General features: G+C 29.3%; 23 protein-coding genes. All 23 read right to left on the bottom strand.

Annotated features, from left to right (window positions below):
- Positions 1–418: 418 nt before the first annotated feature.
- The 23 genes from LBD57_RS01000 to rpsO all read right to left on the bottom strand — a co-directional run bounded on the left by LBD57_RS01000 (position 419) and on the right by rpsO (position 22,590).
- Positions 419–1,846: a COG3014 family protein gene (locus tag LBD57_RS01000; protein WP_373469486.1), complete on the bottom strand. Its 1,428-nt coding sequence runs from the start codon at positions 1,844–1,846 to the stop codon at positions 419–421.
- Positions 1,847–1,854: 8 nt separating this feature from the next.
- Positions 1,855–2,463: a penicillin-binding protein activator LpoB gene (locus tag LBD57_RS00995; protein ID WP_373469485.1), complete on the bottom strand. Its 609-nt coding sequence runs from the start codon at positions 2,461–2,463 to the stop codon at positions 1,855–1,857.
- Positions 2,464–2,485: 22 nt separating this feature from the next.
- Entirely contained in the window at positions 2,486–3,646 is a 1,161-nt protein-coding gene (tyrS, locus tag LBD57_RS00990) for a tyrosine--tRNA ligase (protein ID WP_373469484.1), read from the bottom strand.
- 46 nt (positions 3,647–3,692) lie between these two features.
- Positions 3,693–4,655, bottom strand: coding sequence for an ATP-dependent 6-phosphofructokinase (locus LBD57_RS00985; protein ID WP_373469483.1), 963 nt, complete (start codon positions 4,653–4,655; stop codon positions 3,693–3,695).
- Between the two features lie 42 nt (positions 4,656–4,697).
- A complete protein-coding gene (locus tag LBD57_RS00980) occupies positions 4,698–5,762 on the bottom strand; it encodes an AI-2E family transporter (RefSeq protein WP_373469482.1) in 1,065 nt (354 codons plus the stop codon).
- Between the two features lie 51 nt (positions 5,763–5,813).
- Positions 5,814–6,254, bottom strand: coding sequence for a cyclic nucleotide-binding domain-containing protein (locus tag LBD57_RS00975; protein WP_373469481.1), 441 nt, complete (start codon positions 6,252–6,254; stop codon positions 5,814–5,816).
- A 6-nt stretch (positions 6,255–6,260) separates the two neighbouring features.
- Positions 6,261–7,604 (bottom strand): ankyrin repeat domain-containing protein, encoded by a 1,344-nt coding sequence (locus LBD57_RS00970; protein WP_373469480.1) that lies wholly within the window; start codon positions 7,602–7,604, stop codon positions 6,261–6,263.
- Positions 7,570–8,916, bottom strand: coding sequence for a PHP domain-containing protein (locus LBD57_RS00965; protein WP_373469479.1), 1,347 nt, complete (start codon positions 8,914–8,916; stop codon positions 7,570–7,572). The genes LBD57_RS00970 and LBD57_RS00965 overlap by 35 nt, the downstream gene beginning before the upstream one ends.
- A 428-nt stretch (positions 8,917–9,344) precedes the next feature.
- The gene (tolB, locus tag LBD57_RS00960) at positions 9,345–10,640 is read right to left on the bottom strand and encodes a Tol-Pal system beta propeller repeat protein TolB (RefSeq protein ID WP_373469478.1); all 1,296 of its coding nucleotides are present in this window, start codon (positions 10,638–10,640) and stop codon (positions 9,345–9,347) included.
- Between the two features lie 34 nt (positions 10,641–10,674).
- A complete protein-coding gene (locus LBD57_RS00955; protein WP_373469477.1) occupies positions 10,675–11,475 on the bottom strand; it encodes an energy transducer TonB in 801 nt (266 codons plus the stop codon).
- Entirely contained in the window at positions 11,459–12,148 is a 690-nt protein-coding gene (locus LBD57_RS00950) for a tol-pal system YbgF family protein (RefSeq protein WP_373469476.1), read from the bottom strand. The genes LBD57_RS00955 and LBD57_RS00950 overlap by 17 nt, the downstream gene beginning before the upstream one ends.
- Positions 12,148–12,648: an OmpA family protein gene (locus tag LBD57_RS00945; RefSeq protein WP_373469475.1), complete on the bottom strand. Its 501-nt coding sequence runs from the start codon at positions 12,646–12,648 to the stop codon at positions 12,148–12,150. Before LBD57_RS00945 ends, LBD57_RS00950 begins: the two co-directional genes overlap by 1 nt.
- Before the next feature lie 23 nt (positions 12,649–12,671).
- Positions 12,672–13,298 (bottom strand): MBL fold metallo-hydrolase, encoded by a 627-nt coding sequence (locus tag LBD57_RS00940; protein ID WP_373469474.1) that lies wholly within the window; start codon positions 13,296–13,298, stop codon positions 12,672–12,674.
- Positions 13,299–13,403: 105 nt separating this feature from the next.
- Positions 13,404–13,853 carry a phosphatidylglycerophosphatase A gene (locus LBD57_RS00935; RefSeq protein ID WP_373469473.1) on the bottom strand — a complete coding sequence of 150 codons (450 nt, stop codon included), beginning with the start codon at positions 13,851–13,853 and terminating at the stop codon, positions 13,404–13,406.
- Positions 13,843–14,445, bottom strand: a complete 603-nt coding sequence (gene pgsA, locus LBD57_RS00930; protein WP_373469472.1) for a CDP-diacylglycerol--glycerol-3-phosphate 3-phosphatidyltransferase — start codon at positions 14,443–14,445, stop codon at positions 13,843–13,845. The genes LBD57_RS00935 and pgsA overlap by 11 nt, the downstream gene beginning before the upstream one ends.
- A gap of 20 nt (positions 14,446–14,465) precedes the next feature.
- Positions 14,466–15,770, bottom strand: a complete 1,305-nt coding sequence (gene rimO / locus LBD57_RS00925) for a 30S ribosomal protein S12 methylthiotransferase RimO (RefSeq protein ID WP_373469471.1) — start codon at positions 15,768–15,770, stop codon at positions 14,466–14,468.
- A gap of 39 nt (positions 15,771–15,809) precedes the next feature.
- Positions 15,810–16,607, bottom strand: coding sequence for a helix-turn-helix domain-containing protein (locus LBD57_RS00920; RefSeq protein ID WP_373469470.1), 798 nt, complete (start codon positions 16,605–16,607; stop codon positions 15,810–15,812).
- Positions 16,608–16,615: 8 nt separating this feature from the next.
- Positions 16,616–17,272 carry an outer membrane lipoprotein carrier protein LolA gene (locus LBD57_RS00915; RefSeq protein WP_373469469.1) on the bottom strand — a complete coding sequence of 219 codons (657 nt, stop codon included), beginning with the start codon at positions 17,270–17,272 and terminating at the stop codon, positions 16,616–16,618.
- Between the two features lie 3 nt (positions 17,273–17,275).
- Positions 17,276–19,399, bottom strand: coding sequence for a DNA translocase FtsK 4TM domain-containing protein (locus LBD57_RS00910; protein WP_373469468.1), 2,124 nt, complete (start codon positions 19,397–19,399; stop codon positions 17,276–17,278).
- A 32-nt stretch (positions 19,400–19,431) separates the two neighbouring features.
- Positions 19,432–19,629, bottom strand: a complete 198-nt coding sequence (locus LBD57_RS00905) for a winged helix-turn-helix domain-containing protein (protein WP_373469467.1) — start codon at positions 19,627–19,629, stop codon at positions 19,432–19,434.
- Between the two features lie 11 nt (positions 19,630–19,640).
- On the bottom strand, positions 19,641–20,087 hold the full coding sequence (locus LBD57_RS00900; RefSeq protein WP_373469466.1) for an acetyl-CoA carboxylase biotin carboxyl carrier protein subunit: 447 nt from the start codon (positions 20,085–20,087) through the stop codon (positions 19,641–19,643).
- Positions 20,088–20,147: 60 nt separating this feature from the next.
- A complete protein-coding gene (locus LBD57_RS00895) occupies positions 20,148–22,217 on the bottom strand; it encodes a polyribonucleotide nucleotidyltransferase (protein WP_373469465.1) in 2,070 nt (689 codons plus the stop codon).
- A 112-nt stretch (positions 22,218–22,329) separates the two neighbouring features.
- Entirely contained in the window at positions 22,330–22,590 is a 261-nt protein-coding gene (gene rpsO / locus LBD57_RS00890) for a 30S ribosomal protein S15 (protein WP_373469464.1), read from the bottom strand.
- Positions 22,591–22,988: the final 398 nt, after the last annotated feature.

Below are 22,988 nucleotides of genomic sequence, written 5' to 3'. Positions count from 1 at the left end.
ATCAAAATATGAATTTAGCTATAGTTTTGGCCGCTGGTTTAGGGACTAGATTATTACCTATTACAACGTTTGCGGGAAGTGTATTTTAGATTACCAAGTTTCAGGATACATTAATGCAGACATTCCTGAACAAAACATAATATACATTATAGGGCATTTTCATTACTCTCAAAATGTATGAGTTTGCAAGGGATACAAATGAAGTATAAGAAGCTGAAATACTCAAATTCTCTTATAGATTTTAATAAATGCAATACATATTTGAATAAGGATTTTTATTTATAGCCATATATTTTGAGAAATCATTTAGATCTATATGTTTTACATTATTTTGTCAAATTTATATAGAAGCATATTAGTTAAATAACATAAAAAAATCAAGTGTGTATTATATAAAAACATGGTATTTTAGCTTATATTATTCCATCACAGAAGCTCTTACAACATAAAAATTCTTTTTAGCTTCAGAAATATCTACTTCAACATCTTGAGAATTTATAATTTTCTCATTTTTATCTAAATAATTAATAGTAATATTGCGCTTGCCTTTAGGTAAATAAAACCTAGCCATTAAAATTGTATCTGGCAAGGTATTCCAAGCCCTCTTGTCTGCTTGTTCAGATAAGGAATTATATAAATTAAATGTGATTTGGGACAATACCCCCAAGGTACTTCCAGAACTTTCTTCAACTTTTCTTGAAACTGACTTGCCTATAACATATTTTACAGCAGCTCTTGCTAAAGTTTTTGCATATATTGTACCTATCTTATCATCTAAAACCTTTTTAGCTATAACGCCAATATTTTGTACTAAAACACTTCTAATTTCTTTATTTTCAACGTTAACATTAAAAGCAACTATTTTGTTTTCTATATCCTTATATTTTGGAAAAGAAACCTTTATATAATCGTTTGCAAAAAGAGATACTCCTATAGATTTTGCTTTTTGGAAATCTTGTACTTCTTGGTCATTATCAACCTCAACACTACTAACATATCCCCAAATTTTACCTAGAGCAAATTCCAAAATATTTTCAACTTTTTCTGGAACAAAACCATTATAGCTAACTATAACGCACTCTCCGAACCCATCTGGAATAATGCGCTTTTTAGCTTGAGGATAACTATTTTTTATTTCGTTTGCTCTTTGTATCATCCCAAGAGTAAGAGCAGATGTGTATGCATCATCAATTAGATCTGACGGAATTTTTAGTGTTAGTATCCCATTTTTATAAGCTTGTAAAGCTCTATAATATGAAATATGTGCATCATTTAAATACCCTGCATTTTCATACACAAGCCCCATAAAATATCTTATAAAACCATCATCCCTATAAAAATTTTTATAGTTTTGTTCAACTGCCCAATTTTTAAAAAGAGTATCTATTTGACGCGCTTCAACAACTGCTTCATTGTCACGACCTTGTAAAATATAATTTAATGCTTCAAAAATAGATACATGTGCTCTTTCAAAATCATTTCCATAATATGGAATCGTACTATCATTAAAAAACATAGACCCTACACCTGCAGAAATACTTTTTTGATAGTACTGGCTATAAAGATTTTTTGCGTCTTCAAACTTCTTAGAGCTTGCGTCATAATCTTTTGCAAAATGGTTTACTATACCAGAATCAAAAAAGTACATGAGCATATTTTTACTTCCATATGTACCCTTTGACTTATCCACAAATTTTGTAGTGCCTTGGTAATCTCCAGCATCTATTTTTGTTCTAAGCTTACCGTAGTAAGCCGTCATATTAGAAGCACAACTAAAAAAACACAAACTAGAAAAAACAAGCAACCCAAGGCTAATAATATTATTTACTTGTATAGAGTTGCACATTTTTAATTTTAGACTTTATAAGATTTTCTTGAAACTACTTTTTTTATTTTTTTCTGGCCAATCCAAACAGTTTCATTAGTTTCTAAATTTATAAGCTCAAGTTCTACCTGGTAGTACTTAAGCTGTGCTTTTTTATTTGCATCAAAAATAGAATTTATTTGACCTTTTAACATAAAGTCTGCAGCTGTTTCTTGTACTTGATTTTTTGCCGTCCCAGCTTTAGAATTAACAGCTTGGTCTGCCCTTTCTGCTCTAACTTCAACACGTTGATCTTTTGAAGCAACAAATGTTACCTTTCCCGAATTAATGTAACTTCTTTCAAGATCTTTAACAAAAGTTTCTGTACTTATATGTTCTTCTGTTTTATTTAAAACCAAACCTATTATAACTCTAGGTTTTCTGCCGTTAGTCTTTTTAAAATCAGCAAGCCACGTATTAGCGAAAGAATCATTAAGCATTTCTTCTGCTACCAAACGAGAGTCTGTGTCGTTCCAATATCCACTTAAATCAACTTCTTCATTTGAGTCTATTCTAGTTACCTGTGGTCCAGAACACGCAAACAACATAAAAGATAACATAAATGTTAATAGAAAACTTTCAATTTGTTTAATTTTCATTCATTATCTCCTTCTCCAAAAATTATTTTTGAACTATTTTTTTAAATCTTCTTTTTCCAGCTTGAAGAATAAATCCTTTATTGTCATTTATTACAAAATCATTTTCTACTTTTTTAGAATTTATTTTTACAGCCCCCTGCTCTATTAGACGCCTTGCTTCATTTTTACTTGATACAACAGAACTCTTAACTAAAATATTAGAAAGTTTTAAATTATTAGGCTCTAAAATATATTCTTCTATATTATCTGGTACATCTTTTTTTGTAAAAACTTTATTAAATTCTTCTTTGGCATCTAATGCCTCATTTTTACTATAATACCTTTCAACTATCTGGCAAGCAAGATCAACTTTTGCATCTCTAGGGTGCATATTTTTAACTTCACTTAAGTCTTTTTCTGTAAGAAGCTCATAGTACTTGTACATCAGTTCATCAGAAATAGACATTATTTTTCCAAACATATCTTTAGGTAAATCATTTAAAGCTATGTAATTATTATAAGATTTTGACATCTTTCTTATCCCATCTGTCCCTTCTAAAAGAGGCATAGTTACTACAACTTGAGGATCTTCTATCCCATAATCTCTTTGTATTTGTCTACCAAGAAGAAGATTAAATTTTTGATCACTACCCCCAAGCTCTATATCTGCATTTAGTGCTACAGAATCATATGCCTGTAAAAGAGGGTACATAAACTCAACTATACTTATAGGTCTATCTTCAGTATATCTTTTTTTAAAATCGTCTCTTACAAGCATCTGTGCTACAGTACTTTTTGCAATGAGATTCATAAATCCAGTAATGCCAAGCTCATTTATCCACTTGCTATTATACACAACTTCTGTTTTTTCTTTATCTAAAATTTTAAATACTTGTTCTGTATAAGTTTTGATATTTGCTTTTATCTGCTCATCTGCCATCATAGGACGTGTTTCTGAGCGTCCTGATGGATCTCCAATTTTAGCAGTAAAATCGCCAATTAAAAATACCACTTGATGTCCCAAATCTTGAAAAGTTTTAAGTTTATTTATTATAACCGTATGTCCCAGATGTAAGTCTGGAGCTGTAGGGTCTACTCCTAATTTTACACAAAGCTTTTTACCAGAGGCAAGCTTTCTTTTAAGACCTTCTTCTGAAATAATTTCATTTGTTCCTCGTTTAATTTTTGCTAACACTCCCTGCATATAACTTTTCCTCTTATATATTAAATATACATTGATCAAACACTACTTAAACTGCCAAGTTTTTTAAAACTTTTGCAGTATTTTTATTAAACTCTTTCTTGTGTTTTATTGTGTTCTCAATCGGAATAACCGACAAATTTGCTTTTGTTATTCCAACTAAAATATTTGTTTTTCCTATATGAAATAAATTCATAGCAAAGTGACCAAAGCGCGAAGCTAAAATTCTTGTTCTTGCTGTTGGCCTTCCACCACGCTGTATATACCCTAAAGTACTTACCCTAACTTCAAGTTTAGTAAGTTTTTCTATTTGTTTTCCAAACTTATGCGAAGAACCACACCCTTCAGCAAAAGCAATAATTTCAGAAGTTTTCCCTCTTTCTTTGCCTTTTTTTAATTCTAAAGCTAACTTATTAACATCTACCCTTATTTCAGGAACAACTATGAATTCACACCCTGCAGCAAGAGCTACATCTGCTGTTAAAAAACCATGTTCTCTACCCATAACCTCAACAACAAAAATCCTATCGTGACTTGTTGCAGTATCTCTTATTTTATCTATAGCATCAACAGCAGTGTTTAAAGCAGTGTCATATCCTATAGTTTCATCCGTTCCATAAATATCATTATCAATAGAGGCTGGAATATTAATAACTTTTATTCCTCTTTTTACCAAAGCATTCCCTGCAGCTAAGGAACCATCTCCTCCTATTATTATAAGTCCTTCAAGATTTAACTCTTTAATTACTTTAACAGTCTTGCTCATACCTGTAGTAGTTTTTGTTTCAGGACATCTTCCAGTATGAAGTATTGTACCACCAACATTTATTATTCCACTCACAGAACGAATTGTAAGATTTATAAACTCACCATCTAGCAACCCTTTAAAACCTCTTTTAATACCTATAACTTCATAACCTAATGAAATTGCTCGTCTAGTAACAGCTCTAAGAGCTGCATTCATCCCTGGAGCGTCTCCTCCAGAAGTTATGACGCCAATTCTTTTAGTCATCAAACCCTCTCTTAAGATAAACTTTTATTTCCAGCTCATTTTTTAGACAGACCCATTTATACTAGATACAGACACTGTCTTATATTTCTGAACAAGCATAATAAATATAGCTTTTATAATAGCTGCTATTGGCACTGCAAAAATAATTCCCAAAAATCCAAATATCTGTGCTCCTGTTAACATAGCAAAAACCATAGTTACCGGCCCTAAATTTACATTTCTCCCAACAACTATAGGCTGCACAAAATTATTATCTAGAAACTGTATTATAGCATAAGCTATAAGTATCTTGACAACTATGCCAATCGTATGAAATTGAAATATACCAACTAATAAAGCAACAAATAAACCAACAAAAGGACCAAGGTAGGGAATTATATTTGCAATACCTGCTACAATACCTATTATTAGTGCGAAGTTTACACCTATAACACTTAAAAATATTATAGACATTATTCCAACAAAAGAAGCCTCTAATAATTGACCTCTTATAAATCTACCAAAAAGCGTATCCATTTCATAAACAATAGACAGCACAATTTCAATATGTCTTGACGGTAACATAGCCATTAATGTATTTATACTTTTATCAGCATTAAAAAGCATAAACAAAACAAGCATAGGTATTAACACAATAGCTGAAAAAATAGAGAAAATGTTTATAAGATAATTAGGAATTTTTTGAGCTTCAGAAACAAAAAACTCTTTTATTTTTATTAAAACAACATCATATAAATCATATCGTTTTAATACAGGGAGAGAATTTTCCAATTTTTCTTTGATAATAACTAGATGGTTTGAGATATATTCATAATATTCAGGAAAACAATTTTTTAATTTATCAAATTCGCTAATTAACAAGGGAATCAAAATAAGCAGCAAACTTGTCAATATAGCTAATAAAAGTATTCCTATTATTACAACACAAACCCATCTTTTAATACAGTAAGCTTCTAATTTCACAACTAAAGGGTACATTATATATGCAATAAAAGCTGCAATAATAAAGGGAGCTAAAATTTCTCTTGCAAAATATAAAAATAAACAAACTATAATAAAAACTAATATTAATAAAACAAACATTCTATTTTTTAAAGATTCTGTCATTTCTTTTCCTATCTAAACAAATAAAAAAATTTAAAGGATTTCTCTAAAAACCTAAAGCTTTTTAGCAAGAATATTAGCTAAATTTTTCATTATTATTAATCCTACTTTATTGTCAGATTCAAACAAATCAACAATTTTAGCACGATAAATCAGATAAAGCTCACTTTTTTTTAAAGCAGATGCATTGTTTTTATGAGTACAATTACCAATTAATGATATTTCACCAAAAAAATCACCGTCTTCAAGCACTTTACTGGAATTTTTTTCTGTTATACGGACTTGCCCAGCTTTCAATATATACAAAACATTAGCTTCTTTATTCTCTTCATAAATTTTCTCATATTGAGTATACTCTTTTCTAAAAATTAACAAAGCTATTTTTGCTAAAGATTTTTTAGACAGACCCGTAAATAAAGGAATTTTCTTTAAAAACACAATGTTTTTTTTCAAAGTATCGTTAACAAATAAAAAATATAATAATTTTTTAAGCATATAGACCTACTTTTTATAATAATCAACATGACGTTCTGTATTGGTATCTAGCAAATCTAAAATATCTTGATTTCCATATATTTGAGCATAATATAAAGGAGTCTTCCCATCTCTATCTGTTAATTGTGGATCTGCACCTTTAGCAAGTAAAAACTTTACCATTTTTGGAGAATTCATTTTAATTGCCATAGACAATGGTATCAGATCAAAACAGTCTTTTACATTTATTGCAACATCGTTTTTCAAAAGAAGTTCAACCATATTCTCATCTAGATTAGCTATAGCAATACTTAATGGACTTTTAGCTTTTCTTTGATTCATAACACCATTTATTTTTAACAATTTCTGACAAATTTTTTTATCTCTATATGCAACAGCATAGCTAAAAGCACTGGAACCATCGTTGTCAATACTAAAAGCAGCATGTTTGTTGTAATCTAAAATTTTCCAAATTAGTTCATAATTTCTATAAAACACAGCATACATCAATGGAGTAAGTCCATTTCTATCTGGTATCAAAATATCTGCTCCATAACCCATAGCCAAACTAATGAGTTTTAAATCATTATTCATTGCAGCAATCATAGATGCGGTTAAATGATTTTTATTTTCTGAATCAATATTGATAGATTTTTTCTTCAAAATCAAATGCGCTATTTCATAATTACTATAAATATAAGCAGTATGTAATGGAGTATTTCCCTCTTTATCTATTGACATAAGCTGCCTAGTATCTTCAATAAAATTTTTAACAGATTCTATATCTTTTATGGGAATTGCCTCAAACATATTTCTAGGTTTAGCACCGTGCTTATATAAAATCTTGGCCATTTCTAAATAATTTTTATTTAAAGCTAAAGATAAAGCCGTATCGCCAGCTTTGTCAACAGCATTTATATCTAATTTTTTTTTAGAAATAATATTTAAAGCAACTTCTTGCATATCTCTGTTAACTGCCATCATTAATATATTAGTCCCATCTTGACGTAATTGTGTGATATCAGCACCTAAATTAATCAATAAATTAGAAGCCTTAGACAGTTTATTATTAACTGCTAAAAAAATAGCATTTGTGCTAACACTATAACCATCATTAATATTTGCACCTTTTGATATAAGATCTATAGCCATTTGTTCTTGACTATTAGATAAAGTAAGAAGTAGGACAGAAGAATATGCATCTTTAGCATTTGGGTCTGCACCATTTTTAAGAGCAATTTCAAAATTTTTGTAATCATTATTTTTAATTGCTTTAACCAAATCATCATTAACATCACAAAATGAAAAATAAGAAAAAAATAAAGGAAAGAAAAACTTAAATCTTGTGTTTTTGGGATTTGTTTGTATCATCTAGTCTCCATAAAACAAACCATAATAAACAAAAAGTAATTAACATAGGTATTACAGACTTTATAACTATATTATTAGTACTAATATTCTTTACTATAATGTAAAAATAAACTATAGTAAAAGAATATAACAAAGTCATAAATAAAGGAAGATACTTTTTTATATATTTAAAAAATTTGTTAAAGACTACATAAAATATAACTAAAATCCAAATAATAAAAGATACAAAATATTTTAATTGAACATTCTTAACATAATAATAAAAAGCGCAAAATGGCTCAAAAACAAACCTTAAAGTCGAATCAGATTGCTCTTGTCTATATAATATTACATTAGTTTTTATCTTTTTTGCAAGTTGCTCCTCTATATTAACAGATAAATCACCTTCAAAAACTGTCCACACGTCAGACATATAACCCCATCCATGCCAATCTGTAACACCAAACATTGGCAAATTATTCTTTATACAAAATTTTATAAGTTGATCACGTTCATTAATATCAAAATTTCTGTATCCACAATTATATATTTCAAAACCATCTATTCCTAAATCTTTAAGCTCACTAAAGGTCTTTATATGCCATTTCCACCAGTGAGGCATAATGACAATCATGCCATTACTATGAGCTTTCCTAATCAGTTCTTCTAAAGACAAATTTTTATAATCATTTCCATTAAATTCCTTTGATGATAACATAAGAACAGATATTTTATCTTTTGTTTGCATTTGCATTCCAGGATAAACAATTTTATATTTAAGTTTATTTGGAAAATTAGCAAAACCATCTGAATGATTATGCTCCGTATTAAAAAACACATCATATCCTTGCCAAATGTGTGCCTTTAAACTTATATAGTCTGGGGCAACATTATCATGTGATACTAATGTATGAGAATGAATATCAATAGTAACATAATTTTTAGGTTTTTCTAACCTAGGGCCTGGTATAGGAACTAAGGCAACAAAAGAAAATAAAGTAAATAACAACATTAAAGAGTAAAATATATTATGCAACCATTTCAATAAAGCTTGTTTGTTTAACAAAGAATATAATATTGCAATACTAACAGTCCACAATATCCAAGAAATAATTACAGGCTTATAAAAATTTCTGTTTAAAGTTAAAGCATAGAATATAAAAGAATAGATGGGCTCTAGAAGAATCCTTATTTTTGGCCAAACTATAGAAAAATTAGACATTTCCTTTTGATTTACCAAATCGTATAAATTAATTGGATTATTAAAAATAATATATGTCACTATCATTAGAAACGGTAAAATCAAAAAAAAGTTGACTGACTTATATTTCATCTCAACTCCTCGAATATGTTACTTACCTTTTGATTATATCAATAATAAGAGGATCGTTTATATGCATTTTCCCTAGTGTCTTTACTTTCTCACTAAAGTTTTTTATTTCTGATAAATACTGATTTGTTACAAGTATATGATTATCATACATACTTGTCTTTTATATAAAAATACTTAATTTCAATATCTTTATCGTATACTTTGAATCTCTTCTTCCATATTTCATGTGATACTTCTCTTGTTTGACTTGCACATCCATAAGATATAACTACACTATTATCTTTTGCTTACTCAAAAAATTCTTTTGCCTAGTATCCTTACTGGTCCTTTTTTTGGCACTGCTGCATATCACACAATAACTTGCATTGTCAAAAATACAGCATTTATACGCTTCTTAAAGGTTTTAGACACACCCGTATCTTTTTAGTTTAGTCATTTTTTAAAACAGGCGACCAAGATGGAGTATAAGATGAGCCTGGCATTTCTACAAGTTTTCTAACTCCAGACCCATCTATTGCCATTATATAAATTTCACTCTTGCCGAATCTTGTTGAAGAAAAAACAACAAACCTCCCATCAGGCGACCATGTTGGATTTTCATTTCTTTTTTGATTATCTGTTAGTTGAATTATTTTACTTGTAGGCAAATCATAAACGTATAAATCGTAATTACTTTTAGATTTTCTCATTGTAAAAACAATTTTATCTCCTCTAGGTGACCAAGCTGGAGAATCACAAAATCCACTTGTAGTAAGCCGTCTTACATTGCCACCATCAATACTCATTAAATATAGCTGAGGATATCCTGATCTGTCAGAAATAAAAATAATTTCTTGCCCACTTGGAGAAAAAGATGGACTTGTATCTATATAGGATCCATTTGTCATTTTTTGAATAATTTCCCCGTTAATATTTATTAAATAAAGATTTGGAAACTTTCCTCTAGACAAAGTAAGCAATATTTTTTTACCGTCTGGTGAAAAAGAACCTGTAACATTTAAACCTTGATATTTTGAAATAATACTACGTTTATTCTTTACAAGGTTTAAAGAGAATAAATCAGGATTTCTATAGAGATAACTAGTGTATATTATTTGTTCTCCATCTGGAGACCATTTAGGTAAAATATTAATTTTTTTATCTCTAGTTAATCTTCTAAGATTGTAGCCATCATAATCTACAATATACAACTCTTTGAATCTTGTGCTATCATTTACAAAAACTATTTTTGAAGTTGATATTCCAATTTCGCCAGTAAAGCGTTTAATAATTTCATCACTTACTTGATGAGCTAAATATCTAATTTTAGAAATTTGACTTTTATATTCGTGACTCCATATAGTTTCACCACTACCAACATCTAACATTTTTATATTTAAAATAATATTTTCAGTTTCAACTGCAACAGTGGCACAAACAAGAACAGTTACACCTTTTTGCTCCCAAGCAAGAAGCTTTTCTTTATTTTGGGTACTTAAATCTTCAGATTTATTTTTAATCACATTAAAATATCTACAAAGTACCAAATCATTTTCTATGGTACTTTGTAATGATCTGGCGTAACTAAAAGATCTTTCATTTTTACTAGTAATAACAAAAAAATCATCAACACCAATATCAGATCTTTTTGCTGTAGCAGAAAGCGACAAATAGACATCTTTTTGTGCAAAACAAATTGAATAAAAAAACAAAATGATAAAAATTAAATATTTATTGATTCTCATAGCTAGTTTCTGCTCCTAGTGCCAACTAAAACAATCAGTTAGCTACGAATTCAAAATATACTCCAAGAAAATCCTCATTATATCCATCTGGTAATTGAGGAAAAGGAGAAGCTCTAATTATTGTATCTATTGCAAATTTATCATACTCGCTATTTTTTGATGATTTTTTAACCGAAACACCAGAAACTGATCCATCTCGATGTATTTTAAAGTAGATTATGGCTTTTAATTTGCTATAGCTTAGTGACCAGCTCCAACTTCTTTTAATTTTACTAACAATTTGGCTTGCGTAATAAGAAAATTTAAAATTTTTATCCTCAAAAGCGAGACTCTCATATTGAGAACCTATCCCAAACTTGGAAGAATCATTGTCTTGAGCATTATACGTTTGTATATTAGAGTTATTGCCAATACCAGTGGCATCTGATGTTTGTCTAATCGATTTAACTCCGTCTTTTTTGGGCACTTTATTATCTGAAAGTTTTTTTCCATTTTTTGATTGTTTTTTCTTAACAGATATTTTTTTTATTTTCTCTTTTTTATCTATGGTAGCAATATCTTTATCAATAACGGCATCTTTTACAATCTCTTCTTTTTCTCCAGGAGACTCAAAATTATTTTTATCAAGAGAAGGATTTTTAATTTCTTCTTCATGTCTACTGGTTGTATCAAAAAATTGGTCTGATATTTGTCTTGACTCAGAGTAAAAAACAACCTCTATTGGAGTAGATATATAAATATCCTTCTTAACAATACTCCACACAAAACATAAAATAATCGCATGTAGTGTGGAAGAAATTAGCAAGCACGAAAAAAATCTATTTTTCTTGAGCATTATGATCAAACTTTTTCAATTTCTCCTTAGAAGTTACAGCCTCTTGACTTTTTGGAAAATCTCTAATTATAGATGTAAATATTTTCACAGCAGAAGTACGTTCAGAAATTTTTTCATAGCACAAAGCTATTTTAAGTCTTGAGGTTACTACAAAATTAGATTTTTTATAATTCTGTTCAACTTTTTTATATTCATCTATAGCTTCAACATACATATTACGAGAATATAAGCATTCTCCCATATAAAACTGAGCTTGGGCAGCAAGTTCTGCGTTAGGATATTTTTCTATAAAAGACTTAAAATTAGAATAGGCAAGTTCAAATTTACCAGTTAAATAATCAGCATATGCTCTTTGATATAAAGAAGATGGAATTAAAGTATTCCCAGACTTTGTTTGATCTAAATTTGTTTCTAGATCATTTATAATTTGACTTAAAAAAGAGATTTTATTTTGCAGCTCCAAAACACTCGCATTAAGAGTATCTATTAGATTGGAATAAGAATCCACTTTAGCATACAAATCAGCATGATTTTGTTTGAGTTCTCTATCTTCTATTTGCAATTGAGATACATCTTCTTTAAGGCTTATAATATCTTTAGATTTTAACGAATAAGTTGCACAGCTATAAAAAAATAGGCCAAATAATAAAAAAATTCCAACTAAATATTTCATTATCTTTTACTCTCTAAAACTTTTGTTACAGCCCTTCTATTTCTCAACCAAGAAACCTCATTATTTTCAAGATCAACTGGTTTTTCTTTTCCATAAGAAATTGTAGCTATTCTATTTGGTAGAATTCCAAGTTGCACATAATACTCTTTTACTTTCAATGCTCTACGCTGCCCTAAAGATAAATTATATTCTATCGTTCCTCTATTGTCTGTATGGCCTTCTACTACAACATTAGACCTGTTATTTCTCATTAGATAAGCAGCATTTTCTTTTAAAGTTTCCAAAGAGTCTTGAGTTAGTTCACTTTTATCAAAAGCAAAATATACTGTTTTAAGCTCTTCTTCACTTTCACTATCAACTCTTATTGATGGTTCATCACTAAAAGAAACAGTTTCAATAGTATTTTCTTGATCATTATTGTTAGGTTTTATGTCCTGCCTTTTACACCCTATTGAAAATAGAACTACTAACAAAAGAATGGACAACAAAATGTTCTTCATTAGATCTCCTTGTTTTAATAAATTTATAAACTTGCAATATATGGATTATGTTTAAGTTCATTTGCCAGGGTACTTATACTACCATGACCAGGATAAATTATAAGAGACGGATTTAATTCTTTTAACCTCTTTAAAGAATTAAGCATTTCTTGATAATCTCCCCCACCAAGATCAGTTCTCCCTATAGTACCAGCAAAAAGAGTATCTCCTGTCAGTAAAAAACCATCAAATAAAAGACATATTCCCCCTTTTGTATGGCCAGGAGTACTTATAGTCTTAAAGGATGTAAACGAAAGCTTTATCTCTTGATTATCTTCTAAAAAAATTTCAGCATTTTTCACAGTTGTAGGTATAGCAACTAAAGAAGAACAGTTTTTATTTGCATCAGTAAGCATATAAGAATCTTCTTTAGCAATTGCTAAAGGAATACTAAATCTTAAACGTATTTGATCATCTGAAAGTACATGATCATAATGACCATGAGTATTAATGAGCATTTCAGGTACAAGAGAATTTTTTTCTATTTCATTAATTACTTTATTGCCATCTTGGCCAGGATCAACAATAACAGCATGTAAAGTATCAGAATCGTAAATTATGTAACAATTTACTTCTAAAATACCAGATATTATTTTTTTTATCTTTATCACTACATTCTCCCATGCAACAATGAAACAACATATTCTTAATTATTATCATATTGCTACTATACAAAATCAAATATAAATGGTGCTATAAGCATATACGTTAAGCTTTTAGAAATACCAATTTATAATCTGTAATATAAAGTTTGCAAATATACCAGCCACTACATCATCTGCTGTAATACCTAACCCTCCTCTTAAATTTTGCATTTTAACTATAATCCATGGTTTTTTAATATCAAAAAATCTAAATAAAACAAAACCAAAAAATAAAAACACAAAAGTCTTTGGAAGAAACGCTAAAGTAAACCAAATGCCAGCAACCTCATCAATAACTATCCTCTTATCATCCTTTACATCGTAAATCTGCTCTGCTAAAGAGGAACTCACTATAGAAATAACCAAAATTGATATTATCCAATAAAGTTGTAAATTATATTGAGCAGGAGCATACAAAGCCCAAATAACAAGCCCTGCCAATGTTCCAAATGTGCCTGGAGCAAGCTTTACATAACCTACACCAAATACAGAAGATAAAAACAATACGATTTTATTTTTCATTTAATAAACCTCTATATTTACGCATATAATTTAATCCAGAAGTTACAGTAAAAACAACTACCGTAAAAGTTATCCAAAATGGAATTTTGTTTACAAAATTAGCATATTGCAAAAAATATTTATTTAAATAAACAGAAGTTGGATTAGCTATAAAATATTCATTTAGTATTAGAATTACACTTATTAATAAAATAGCTACAATTTGAAAAGTAGTTTTAAATTTTCCTGTCTTATCAGCTGGAATCATTATATTTTTATAGGCTGCTATGGAACGAAGTCCTGTAATTAAGTATTCTCTTGCTATTATTGCAACAACCATCCATGCTGGGACCCTTAAAAATGGAATACTAGTAAAACAAATAAAAGATGTAGAAATTAGCATTTTATCTGCTAACGGATCTAAAAATATACCTAAAGAAGTTACAGTTTTATTCCTCCTAGCAATTTTACCATCAAAAAAATCTGTAATAGAAGCAAGGGTAAATAAAAATAACGCTAAAGTTGTACCAATAAAACCACCTAACTCCATTAACAAAATATATAAAGGAACAATGCATATTCTTGCTAGCGTAAGTTTGTTTGCTAAATTCATAAATTTCCCCTAAAAACAATTCAAATCTTTGCACTTATATCGTATCCTATTAATCCTGTTACCGTAGAAGTATAAAATTTCCCGATTTGTAAAGGTTTATCTTGTTTTAATACTATATTCCCGTCAATTTCTGGTGATTGAAAATAACTTCTTGCTACAATGCAGTATTTACCAACTTCTTTTGTGCATTTTTCAACTAAAATATCTATTTTAGTATGTAATATTTTAGCAATTTTTGACTTAAAAATTTCATATTGTGTATTTTCTATCTCTATTTTTCTTTGTTTTGCAACAGAATTTTTTATTTGTTTTTTTAATTTTGAAGATTCAGATTCTTTTTGATTAGAATACTCAAAAACTCCAACATATTGAAAAACACCTTTATTTAAAAAAGAAATTAATTCACTAATATCTTTTTTTGTCTCACCAGGAAAACCTGTTATTATAGAAGTCCTTAAAACAACTTCTGGCAATTTTGTTTTTATTTTTTCTATAATTTTTGCTGTATTTAATGGCCTTTTCATACTCGACAAAATACTTTTACTAATATGCTGTATGGGAATATCAATATAATTACATATATTTTTATATTCATTAAATACGTCAAGAAGATTGTCAGTTATACTAGATGGGTATGCATATAACAAACGAATCCATTTTAAGTTATCAATCTTTGCAAGTTTTGCAAGTAGCTTATCTAAAACAAAAGTTCCATAAATATCTTTACCATAACTTGTTGTATCTTGAGCTATCAAAATAAGTTCTTTAACACCATGCTCAACTAAAGCTTTAGCTTCAGTAACTAAAGAATCTATTGTTCTGCTTTCATAATTTCCCCTCAAAGAAGGAATTATGCAAAAACTACATCTATGCTGGCAACCTTCAGCAATTTTTAAATATGTTGAAGGTACATTAGACGAAAGGATTCTAAATCTTGAATTATTAAGTCCACCTGGAGGTAAAAGGCCTTTATCAAATTTTTTATTTAGAATTAACTCAGGTATTTTTTTTAATGTCCCAGTACCAACAAAACCATCTATATCAGGGAATAGTTTCAATATTTTATCTTGTAACAGTTGTGGTAAACAACCAGAAACATAAACTAATAAATTAGTTTTCTTTTTTATATTTAAAATGTTGTATATTGCTTCTTCTGATTCTTTTTTTGCTTCTTTTATAAAAGAACAAGTATGTATTATTGCAATGTCTGCATCATAAACATCATTAGTTATTTTAAAACCTTTACTATTTAGAATCCCCAGTAAGTATTCAACTTCTACAACATTCTTTGGACAACCTAAAACAATTACAGCTATTTTTTGCATAAACTCTTACCTTTATTAAAGACAACAATCTTAAACTATTTACTCTAAAATAATTGTATTGACATCTTGAACTGCATTTTTAGTAATGTCAACTTCTTTTCCATTGAAGAAAACTCTAAGCCCTGGAGCATAACCTACTTTTAATATAAAACTTTTATCAGCTTTCCATACTTTTCTTTGACCCTTGCCTAAATTCCCCTCATAAACAGTTTTCCCATCTTTGTCTAATCTAATCCAGACAGTATCTTTTGCTACAAGTTCAACTTCTTGTTTATTTAACGGTGTCGCTTGCTGTTCATGTTCTACTAATACAATATCAGATTCTTGTTTATCTAACACATTTTTTTCTTCATTATTGGCATTACTATTAGCACTTTCTTCCAGAGTATCATTTTCAGCTTGCTTTGAAGATAATTCTTGATAACTCTCATCATGAGAATTTTCAGCTTCTTTTATAACCTTTCCACCAAAAGTCAAAATAAAAATACTTAAAATAACAGCGATTACTATACCTAAAATTATCAACAATTTCTTTATATCACTTTGATTTTTACAATTACCTTCTTTTATACTTTTACTTTCAGGATCTTCTTTTAAAGCTCTCTCTTTATTCTTAAGATTTATCATGTTTATTATTTCTTCAGGTTCAAATCCAAGAAATTTTGAATAAGACCTTACAAAACTTTTGGAGTATACGTCTGCAAAAAAAATAGTAGTATCGCCACCTTCAATTGCTTTTAGATACTTCTCTTGAACTTTTGTAGCTTTATGTGCATCAGATAAAGACAAATTTAACTTCTCTCTTTTTTCTTTAAGCATTTTCCCTATTTCTTTCATTATATCTCCTAATTAAGTCTTATTACTTCGACATCATTTGAGACATTTAATTTAAAGTTTTTCTTATCTAGAATAGGATTGACTACATAACTTTCAAATATCGTCTCTACTCTTACAAGAGAAGAACGTAAAATAGCTTTTACAGGATACATAGTAGTTTTAGAAATATATATTTCTACGACCAAATCTTTTCTTTTTATGGGAACAGCTTTTAAAATTATATACTTTTCGTTTTCCCCTGAAATACTTATAACATTTGTCTTTTTTATTTTTTCTAAATTATTGCCAAAATTTATAATAGTTGCAACAGAAAAATCTCCATCAAAAACATTTTGCCAACTGTCAATAATAACCTGAGAATTTTCTAAATTATATATTGTTATATTTTTATCGTCAATATAAATTTTTTGCTGTTTTGGAGTTTTGTGAGATATATAGATATTACTTGGCCTATAAAAAAACAAAGTACCTGAAACTTTTTGTTTTTCATTAGTAGAGTCAAAAAGAATATCTTCTGTATAGTCAATTTTTAAAGTATTTATAGATTTATAAACACTTTCTATTTTTGAAAATAATAGATTTAATCTATCATTTGAATCTTGAGCAAAAATATTACAGACACAAAACATAAATAAGCTTATTAGAGTTATGTTGCCCTTTTTCATTTTTTAATTACCAACATTCTCTAAATACTTGGATATTTTATCAAAATCTATATGCCACTTATTAGTACCCTCTGGCTTTGATATAAATCCTTCTACTTCCAAAATACTTAATATATTTGTAGCTCGAGCAGATCCTCCAAAATTAGCTTTTAATAAATCTTGCGATATTCTCTTTCGCTCATTTATTAATTTTAAAGCAGAAATTATATCCGATCCTTTTTCTTTATTTAAATCAACATTACTCTTAGCATCAACTTCTGTAATTATAGGTTCGTAAAATTTTGGAAAATTTTGAGCATTAATAAAAGAAATAATTTTTTCTGCCTCTTGTAAAGATACAAAAGCACCTTGAAGACGGGTAGGCCTTGCCTCACCTGGAGGTAAAAATAACATATCGCCTTTTCCCATAAGAGCTTCAGCTCCAAGCGTATCTAAAATTACTCTAGAATCTATTTTAGATGTGGTTTGAAACGATAATCTAGCTGGAAAATTGGCCTTAATAACACCTGTTATGACGTTAACTGATGGTCTTTGTGTTGCAAGAATCAGATGTACACCCACTGCTCTTGCCATTTGAGCTAAACGTTGTATAGAATCCTCTATTTCTTTTTGGACTATTAACATTAAATCTGCAAGCTCATCAATAATAACAACTATATAAAATTCTTTTTCTCCAGAAGTTTCTATCATTTTTGAATTGTATTCTTCAATATTCCTCACCATAAGCTTTGCAAATTTTTCATATCTTTCTTCCATCACTATAACTAATTTTTTTAAAGCAACAGAAGCTTCTCTTGGATTAGTTATAATATCTGCTTGACTTGCACTAACGCAGGGATTATAAAGATGAGGTATATCTCTATAAATTGGCATTTCTACACGTTTAGGATCTATAAGTAAAAACTTTACTTCGTCTGGTCTAGCTTTATATAAAATAGATAATATTATTGTGTGTATTCCTACACTCTTTCCAGAACCTGTAGCTCCAGCAATTAACAAATGAGGCATTTGCACTAAATCTGTTACATATCCTATACCATCCATTGTTTTTCCTAAAGCTAAAGAAAGTAAAGAACTAGCATTTATAAAAGCTCTGCTCTCTAAAATCCCTCTAAGGCCAACTACTGTACTTTGAGGATTTGGTACTTCTATACCAACAACAGCTTTTTCAGGTATAGGAACTATTCTTATTGATGATGTCCTCATAGCAAGAGAAATATTATCTGCTATATTATAAAGTACTTGTATTCTTACACCAGGTGCTAAAACTAAATCATATCTTGTTACTACAGGACCTGGTATGATATCTTTAATTTCAGCATCAATACCAAAATCACGTAAAGTATTTTTTAGGAGTTCTGCTCTTTTAAGAAGATCGTCCTTGCTTGTAAAAAAATTCGATGTTGCATCGTTTTTTAGGAGTTCTACTGGAGGCAACTTATAGTTAAAACTTTTACTGTTAAGACTTTCTTGCTTAATAACAGCACTATTATCTATTTCTGTAATTTTTTTATCTTCTCTTTCACTCCTATTTACAATATTAGGTTTTATAAATTGGTCAAAAGTTTCTATTGTTTGCTTTTGTAATATACTTTCTGTATGTTTAGAAGCTTTTATATCTTTTATAAGTTTTTTTACAAAATTGTACAACAAACTAACTATAGAAATTCTTAAAAAACTAGCACTAATTATAAAAAATATAACAAAAATCAATATAAATGAAAGGGCATCTCCAAACATTTCACCAAAAAATGGATAGAAAGTTACACCTATCCAACCACCAAAAAGTCTCACTTTAAATACTAATCGCATAGATTCAAACAATATCGATAAAGAAATTAATGAAAGTACAGCAAAAATAAAATCTATTCTTTCTTTTATTTTTATAGATTGTCTTATGTATATAATAAAATACCAAAAAAATATAAATGATAATGCGTATGAAGCCATACCGAATATACTAAAAACAATTACAAAAAACGCATGTCCAATTATTCCAGACCTTTCTGGAACAACAAAAACATAAGTACTTAAAAAAGACAATAAAGCAAAAAACAGGGCTGACATCTCCCTGTTCACTTTAATACTTTCTTGTTCTTTTAATTTATTTTTTTTTCTTTTCGGCACTAAAATGACCTCTTTTTAAAACATAGAGGAAACTATTTTAAAGAAATTTTATAACTATAATCCATAGGTATAATATTAATTTTATCCTCTCTTGAAAGCCATCCTAAAGCTAAATATAACATAGTATTTGAAATGCCTAAACTAACTCTAATTTTTATTGTAGAAGAATCTCCATTTTCAATCAAATACTTCCAGATATCACCTGCTAACAAACCAATACTTGATTGCATTTAACTCACCATTATATCTTTTTAACTTCAAATAAATCCTGTGCCAAGTTTACAGAAGTAGCATTTTCAGTAAGAACTTTAACTATTTTAGCCTTGAATGTTGCTTTTACTTCATTCATAACTTTCATGGCTTCAATTATACAAATTGTATCTCCAACTTCTATAATATCCCCCTCATTGACAAATACAGGAGAAGACGGTGATAGAGATGCATAAAAGACACCAGTTATTGGAGATTTTATTGTTTCAGCTAAAGCTTTATCTTGCTTTTGCTCTTCTTTTACAACAGAAACTTCAGGCTCTACAACAGGTTTAACTTGCGACATTACTGGAGATTTATTACTTTTGCGCTTTATGGAAATACTATAATCTTTTGAACTTATTTCAAGTTCACCAATTTTTTCTTCCTTCATTATTGCGTAAAGAGATTTCACCTTGCTTTTAATATCGTTAGCCATATTAATCCTTTTTAATTTTGCAACTATGTTCTAAAAACAACCCAACGACATTCAAGCAAGTTAGTTAGTAACTGCTTTCATACTCAAATTTATTCTTCCCTGCTTATCTATCTCTGTAACTTTGACTTTAACTTCATCTCCTTCTTTAACAATATCTTCTACTTTTTTAGTGTGTCCACTTGCAAGTTGAGAAATATGTATGAGCCCTTCTTTACCAGGCAAAAATTCTGCAAAAGCCCCAAATGCCATAATTTTTGTGATTTTTGCTTTATATATTTTACCAATTTCGACTTCAACAGTCATAGACTCAACATACTCTTTTACCACATCCACACCAGTATCAGTACCAGATATAAAAACTTTACCAGTTTCTTCTATATCTATTTTTACATTGTTTTCTTCTTGCAACTTTCTTATATTTTTCCCACCAGGACCTATAAGTTCGCCTATTTTAGATTGAGGAATTGACAAGGTCGCAATACGTGGAGCATAATTAGAAAGTTTATTATTTGGTATAGAGATCGCCGCATCCATTTTATCTAATATAAAAAATCTTCCTCTCTTAGCTTGCGCAAGAGCTTGAGCCATAATTTCTGTTGTAAGACCAGAAATTTTTATATCCATTTGAAGAGCAGTAATACCATTTCTCGTACCTGCCACTTTAAAGTCCATATCTCCCAAATGATCTTCCATTCCCATAATATCTGTAAGAATTACATAATTATCTCCTTCTTTCATAAGACCCATAGCAACACCAGCACAACTAGCTTTTACAGGAACACCCGCATTAAATAAAGCAAGAGAACCTCCGCATACAGAAGCCATTGAAGAAGAACCATTTGACTCTAGTATGTCTGATACAACTCTTATCGTGTAACCAAAATCCTGCTCGCTTGGCAAAATAGCTTTTAAAGCTCTTTTTGCTAAATTACCATGGCCAATTTCTCTTCTACTTGTAAATCTTTCGCCTTTAGCCTCTCCCGTTGAAAAACCAGGGAAATTATAATGTAACATAAAACGCTCTTTATATTCTCCTACAAGCTCATCCATGATCTGCATGTCTCCAGGAGTACCAAGTGTTACAGTTACCAAAGCTTGGGTTTGCCCTCTTGTAAACAAACTAGAACCATGTACTCTTGGTAAAATATTTGTTTCACAAGTTATAGGTCTTATTTCTTCCAAACCACGCCCATCAGTACGTACTTTTTTATTTAAGACAAGTTCTCTAGCTTTTCTATAAAAAACATCTTTCAATATAACGCTTATTATAGATGGGTCTTCTTGTGGATATTTCTCAATCATTTTTACAGATATATCTTTTTTAAACGACGACCAAAAAAAGTCTCTTTCACCTTTTTCTTTTATTGTAACAGCTTCTTGTGCTTTAGAAATTGCTTCGGATTCTATATCTTTCTTTAAATCTACATTATATACAGGCTCTGAAACTTCTGTTTTAACCTTACTTGGAAGAGATTTTATAAATAAGCAAATTTCCTTTATTGTATCCTTAGCAAGATTTAAAGCTTCTAACATCTCTTCTTCTGAAATCTCTTGAGCTCCCGCCTCAACCATAGTCAAAGCTTCTTGAGTTCCACTTACTACTAAATCTAAGACACTGAGCTTTTGTTCTGAAATAGTTGGATTAATAATAAGCCTTCCATCAACTTTAGCTATCCTAGCAGAAGCCACTGGTATAGCAAAAGGCAAATCTGAAGTATATAAAGCAACAGAGGCACCTATAATGGAAAGCAAATCAGCATCATTCTCCCCATCATGAGAAAGCACAATAGCAGAAATTTGAGTATCATTTCTCCAATATTCACTAAAAAGAGGTCTAACACTTCTATCTATAAGTCTACTTACTAAAATTTCACTTTCTTTTGGTTTTGCCTCTCTTTTAAAAAAACCTCCCGGTATTTTACCAGCAGCATAAGTTCTTTCTCTATAGTCTACAGTTAAAGGCATAAAATCTACACCAAGCTTAGGCTCTTTTGCAGCAACAGCAGTAACTAATACAATAGTATCTCCAACTCTTACAGTACAAGATCCACTTGCTTGTTTTGCTACTTTGCCAGACTCAACAATAATTTTTTTACCAGCAATGTCCATCTCTTTTTTTAAATATTCCATTTTAACTCCATTATCTAACGCCAACCACACAAAAGATCCAAGCAAACGCCTATACCATTATAAAGCGTTTCCTTGCATCCTTTGTGGTTTGTGCTAAATTTAATATACAAATTTACTTTCTAAGATCTAACTTTTTAATCAAAGTAGTATAACTTTCTTTATTATTCTTTTTAATATAATCTAACAATCTTCTTCTATGCCCTATCATCTTAAGGAATCCAATTCTTGAAGCAAAATCTTTAGGAAATTTTTTAAAATGTTCAGAAAGATACTTAATTCTTGTTGTAAGAAGAGCAACTTGAACTTCAGGAGAACCTGTATCTGTCTCATGTGTTTTATACTGTTCAACTACATCTTTTTTTACAAATGCCATCTTTTATTACCTCTTATTATTTAACTAATTTAATTACTATAAAAAAATATTAACTACAAAATTATACCAAATATTTTTTTTTCTGTCCATAAAGTGTAGTAGTTCACAACATATTGTACTTTTAGACAAAGATAAAAACATGCATTTAATAAAGAGTCAACTGCTATGGACTTAAGTCCATAGCAGTTGACTCTTTATTATCATTCTAAAAAATTCTTGTATTTTTCCTTATTCAAGTCAGGTTCTAAAATTACTTTCCTAAAATCTTCTATATTGCTTTCACCTGACTTAACCTTTTGGGTTCCCTATCTATCTCTTTCCATATATACAGGGCGAACCAGGTTTTAATTGTTTATGCGCAAATTATGTAATAAGATATAAAAAATAAATATTTAGAC

This window comes from Candidatus Endomicrobiellum cubanum (assembly GCF_031278955.1).
In the GTDB taxonomy this organism is placed as follows: domain Bacteria; phylum Elusimicrobiota; class Endomicrobiia; order Endomicrobiales; family Endomicrobiaceae; genus Endomicrobiellum; species Endomicrobiellum cubanum.
The sequence above is the reverse complement of the archived record's forward strand: the minus strand, read 5'-3'. Positions and strand labels throughout refer to the sequence as shown.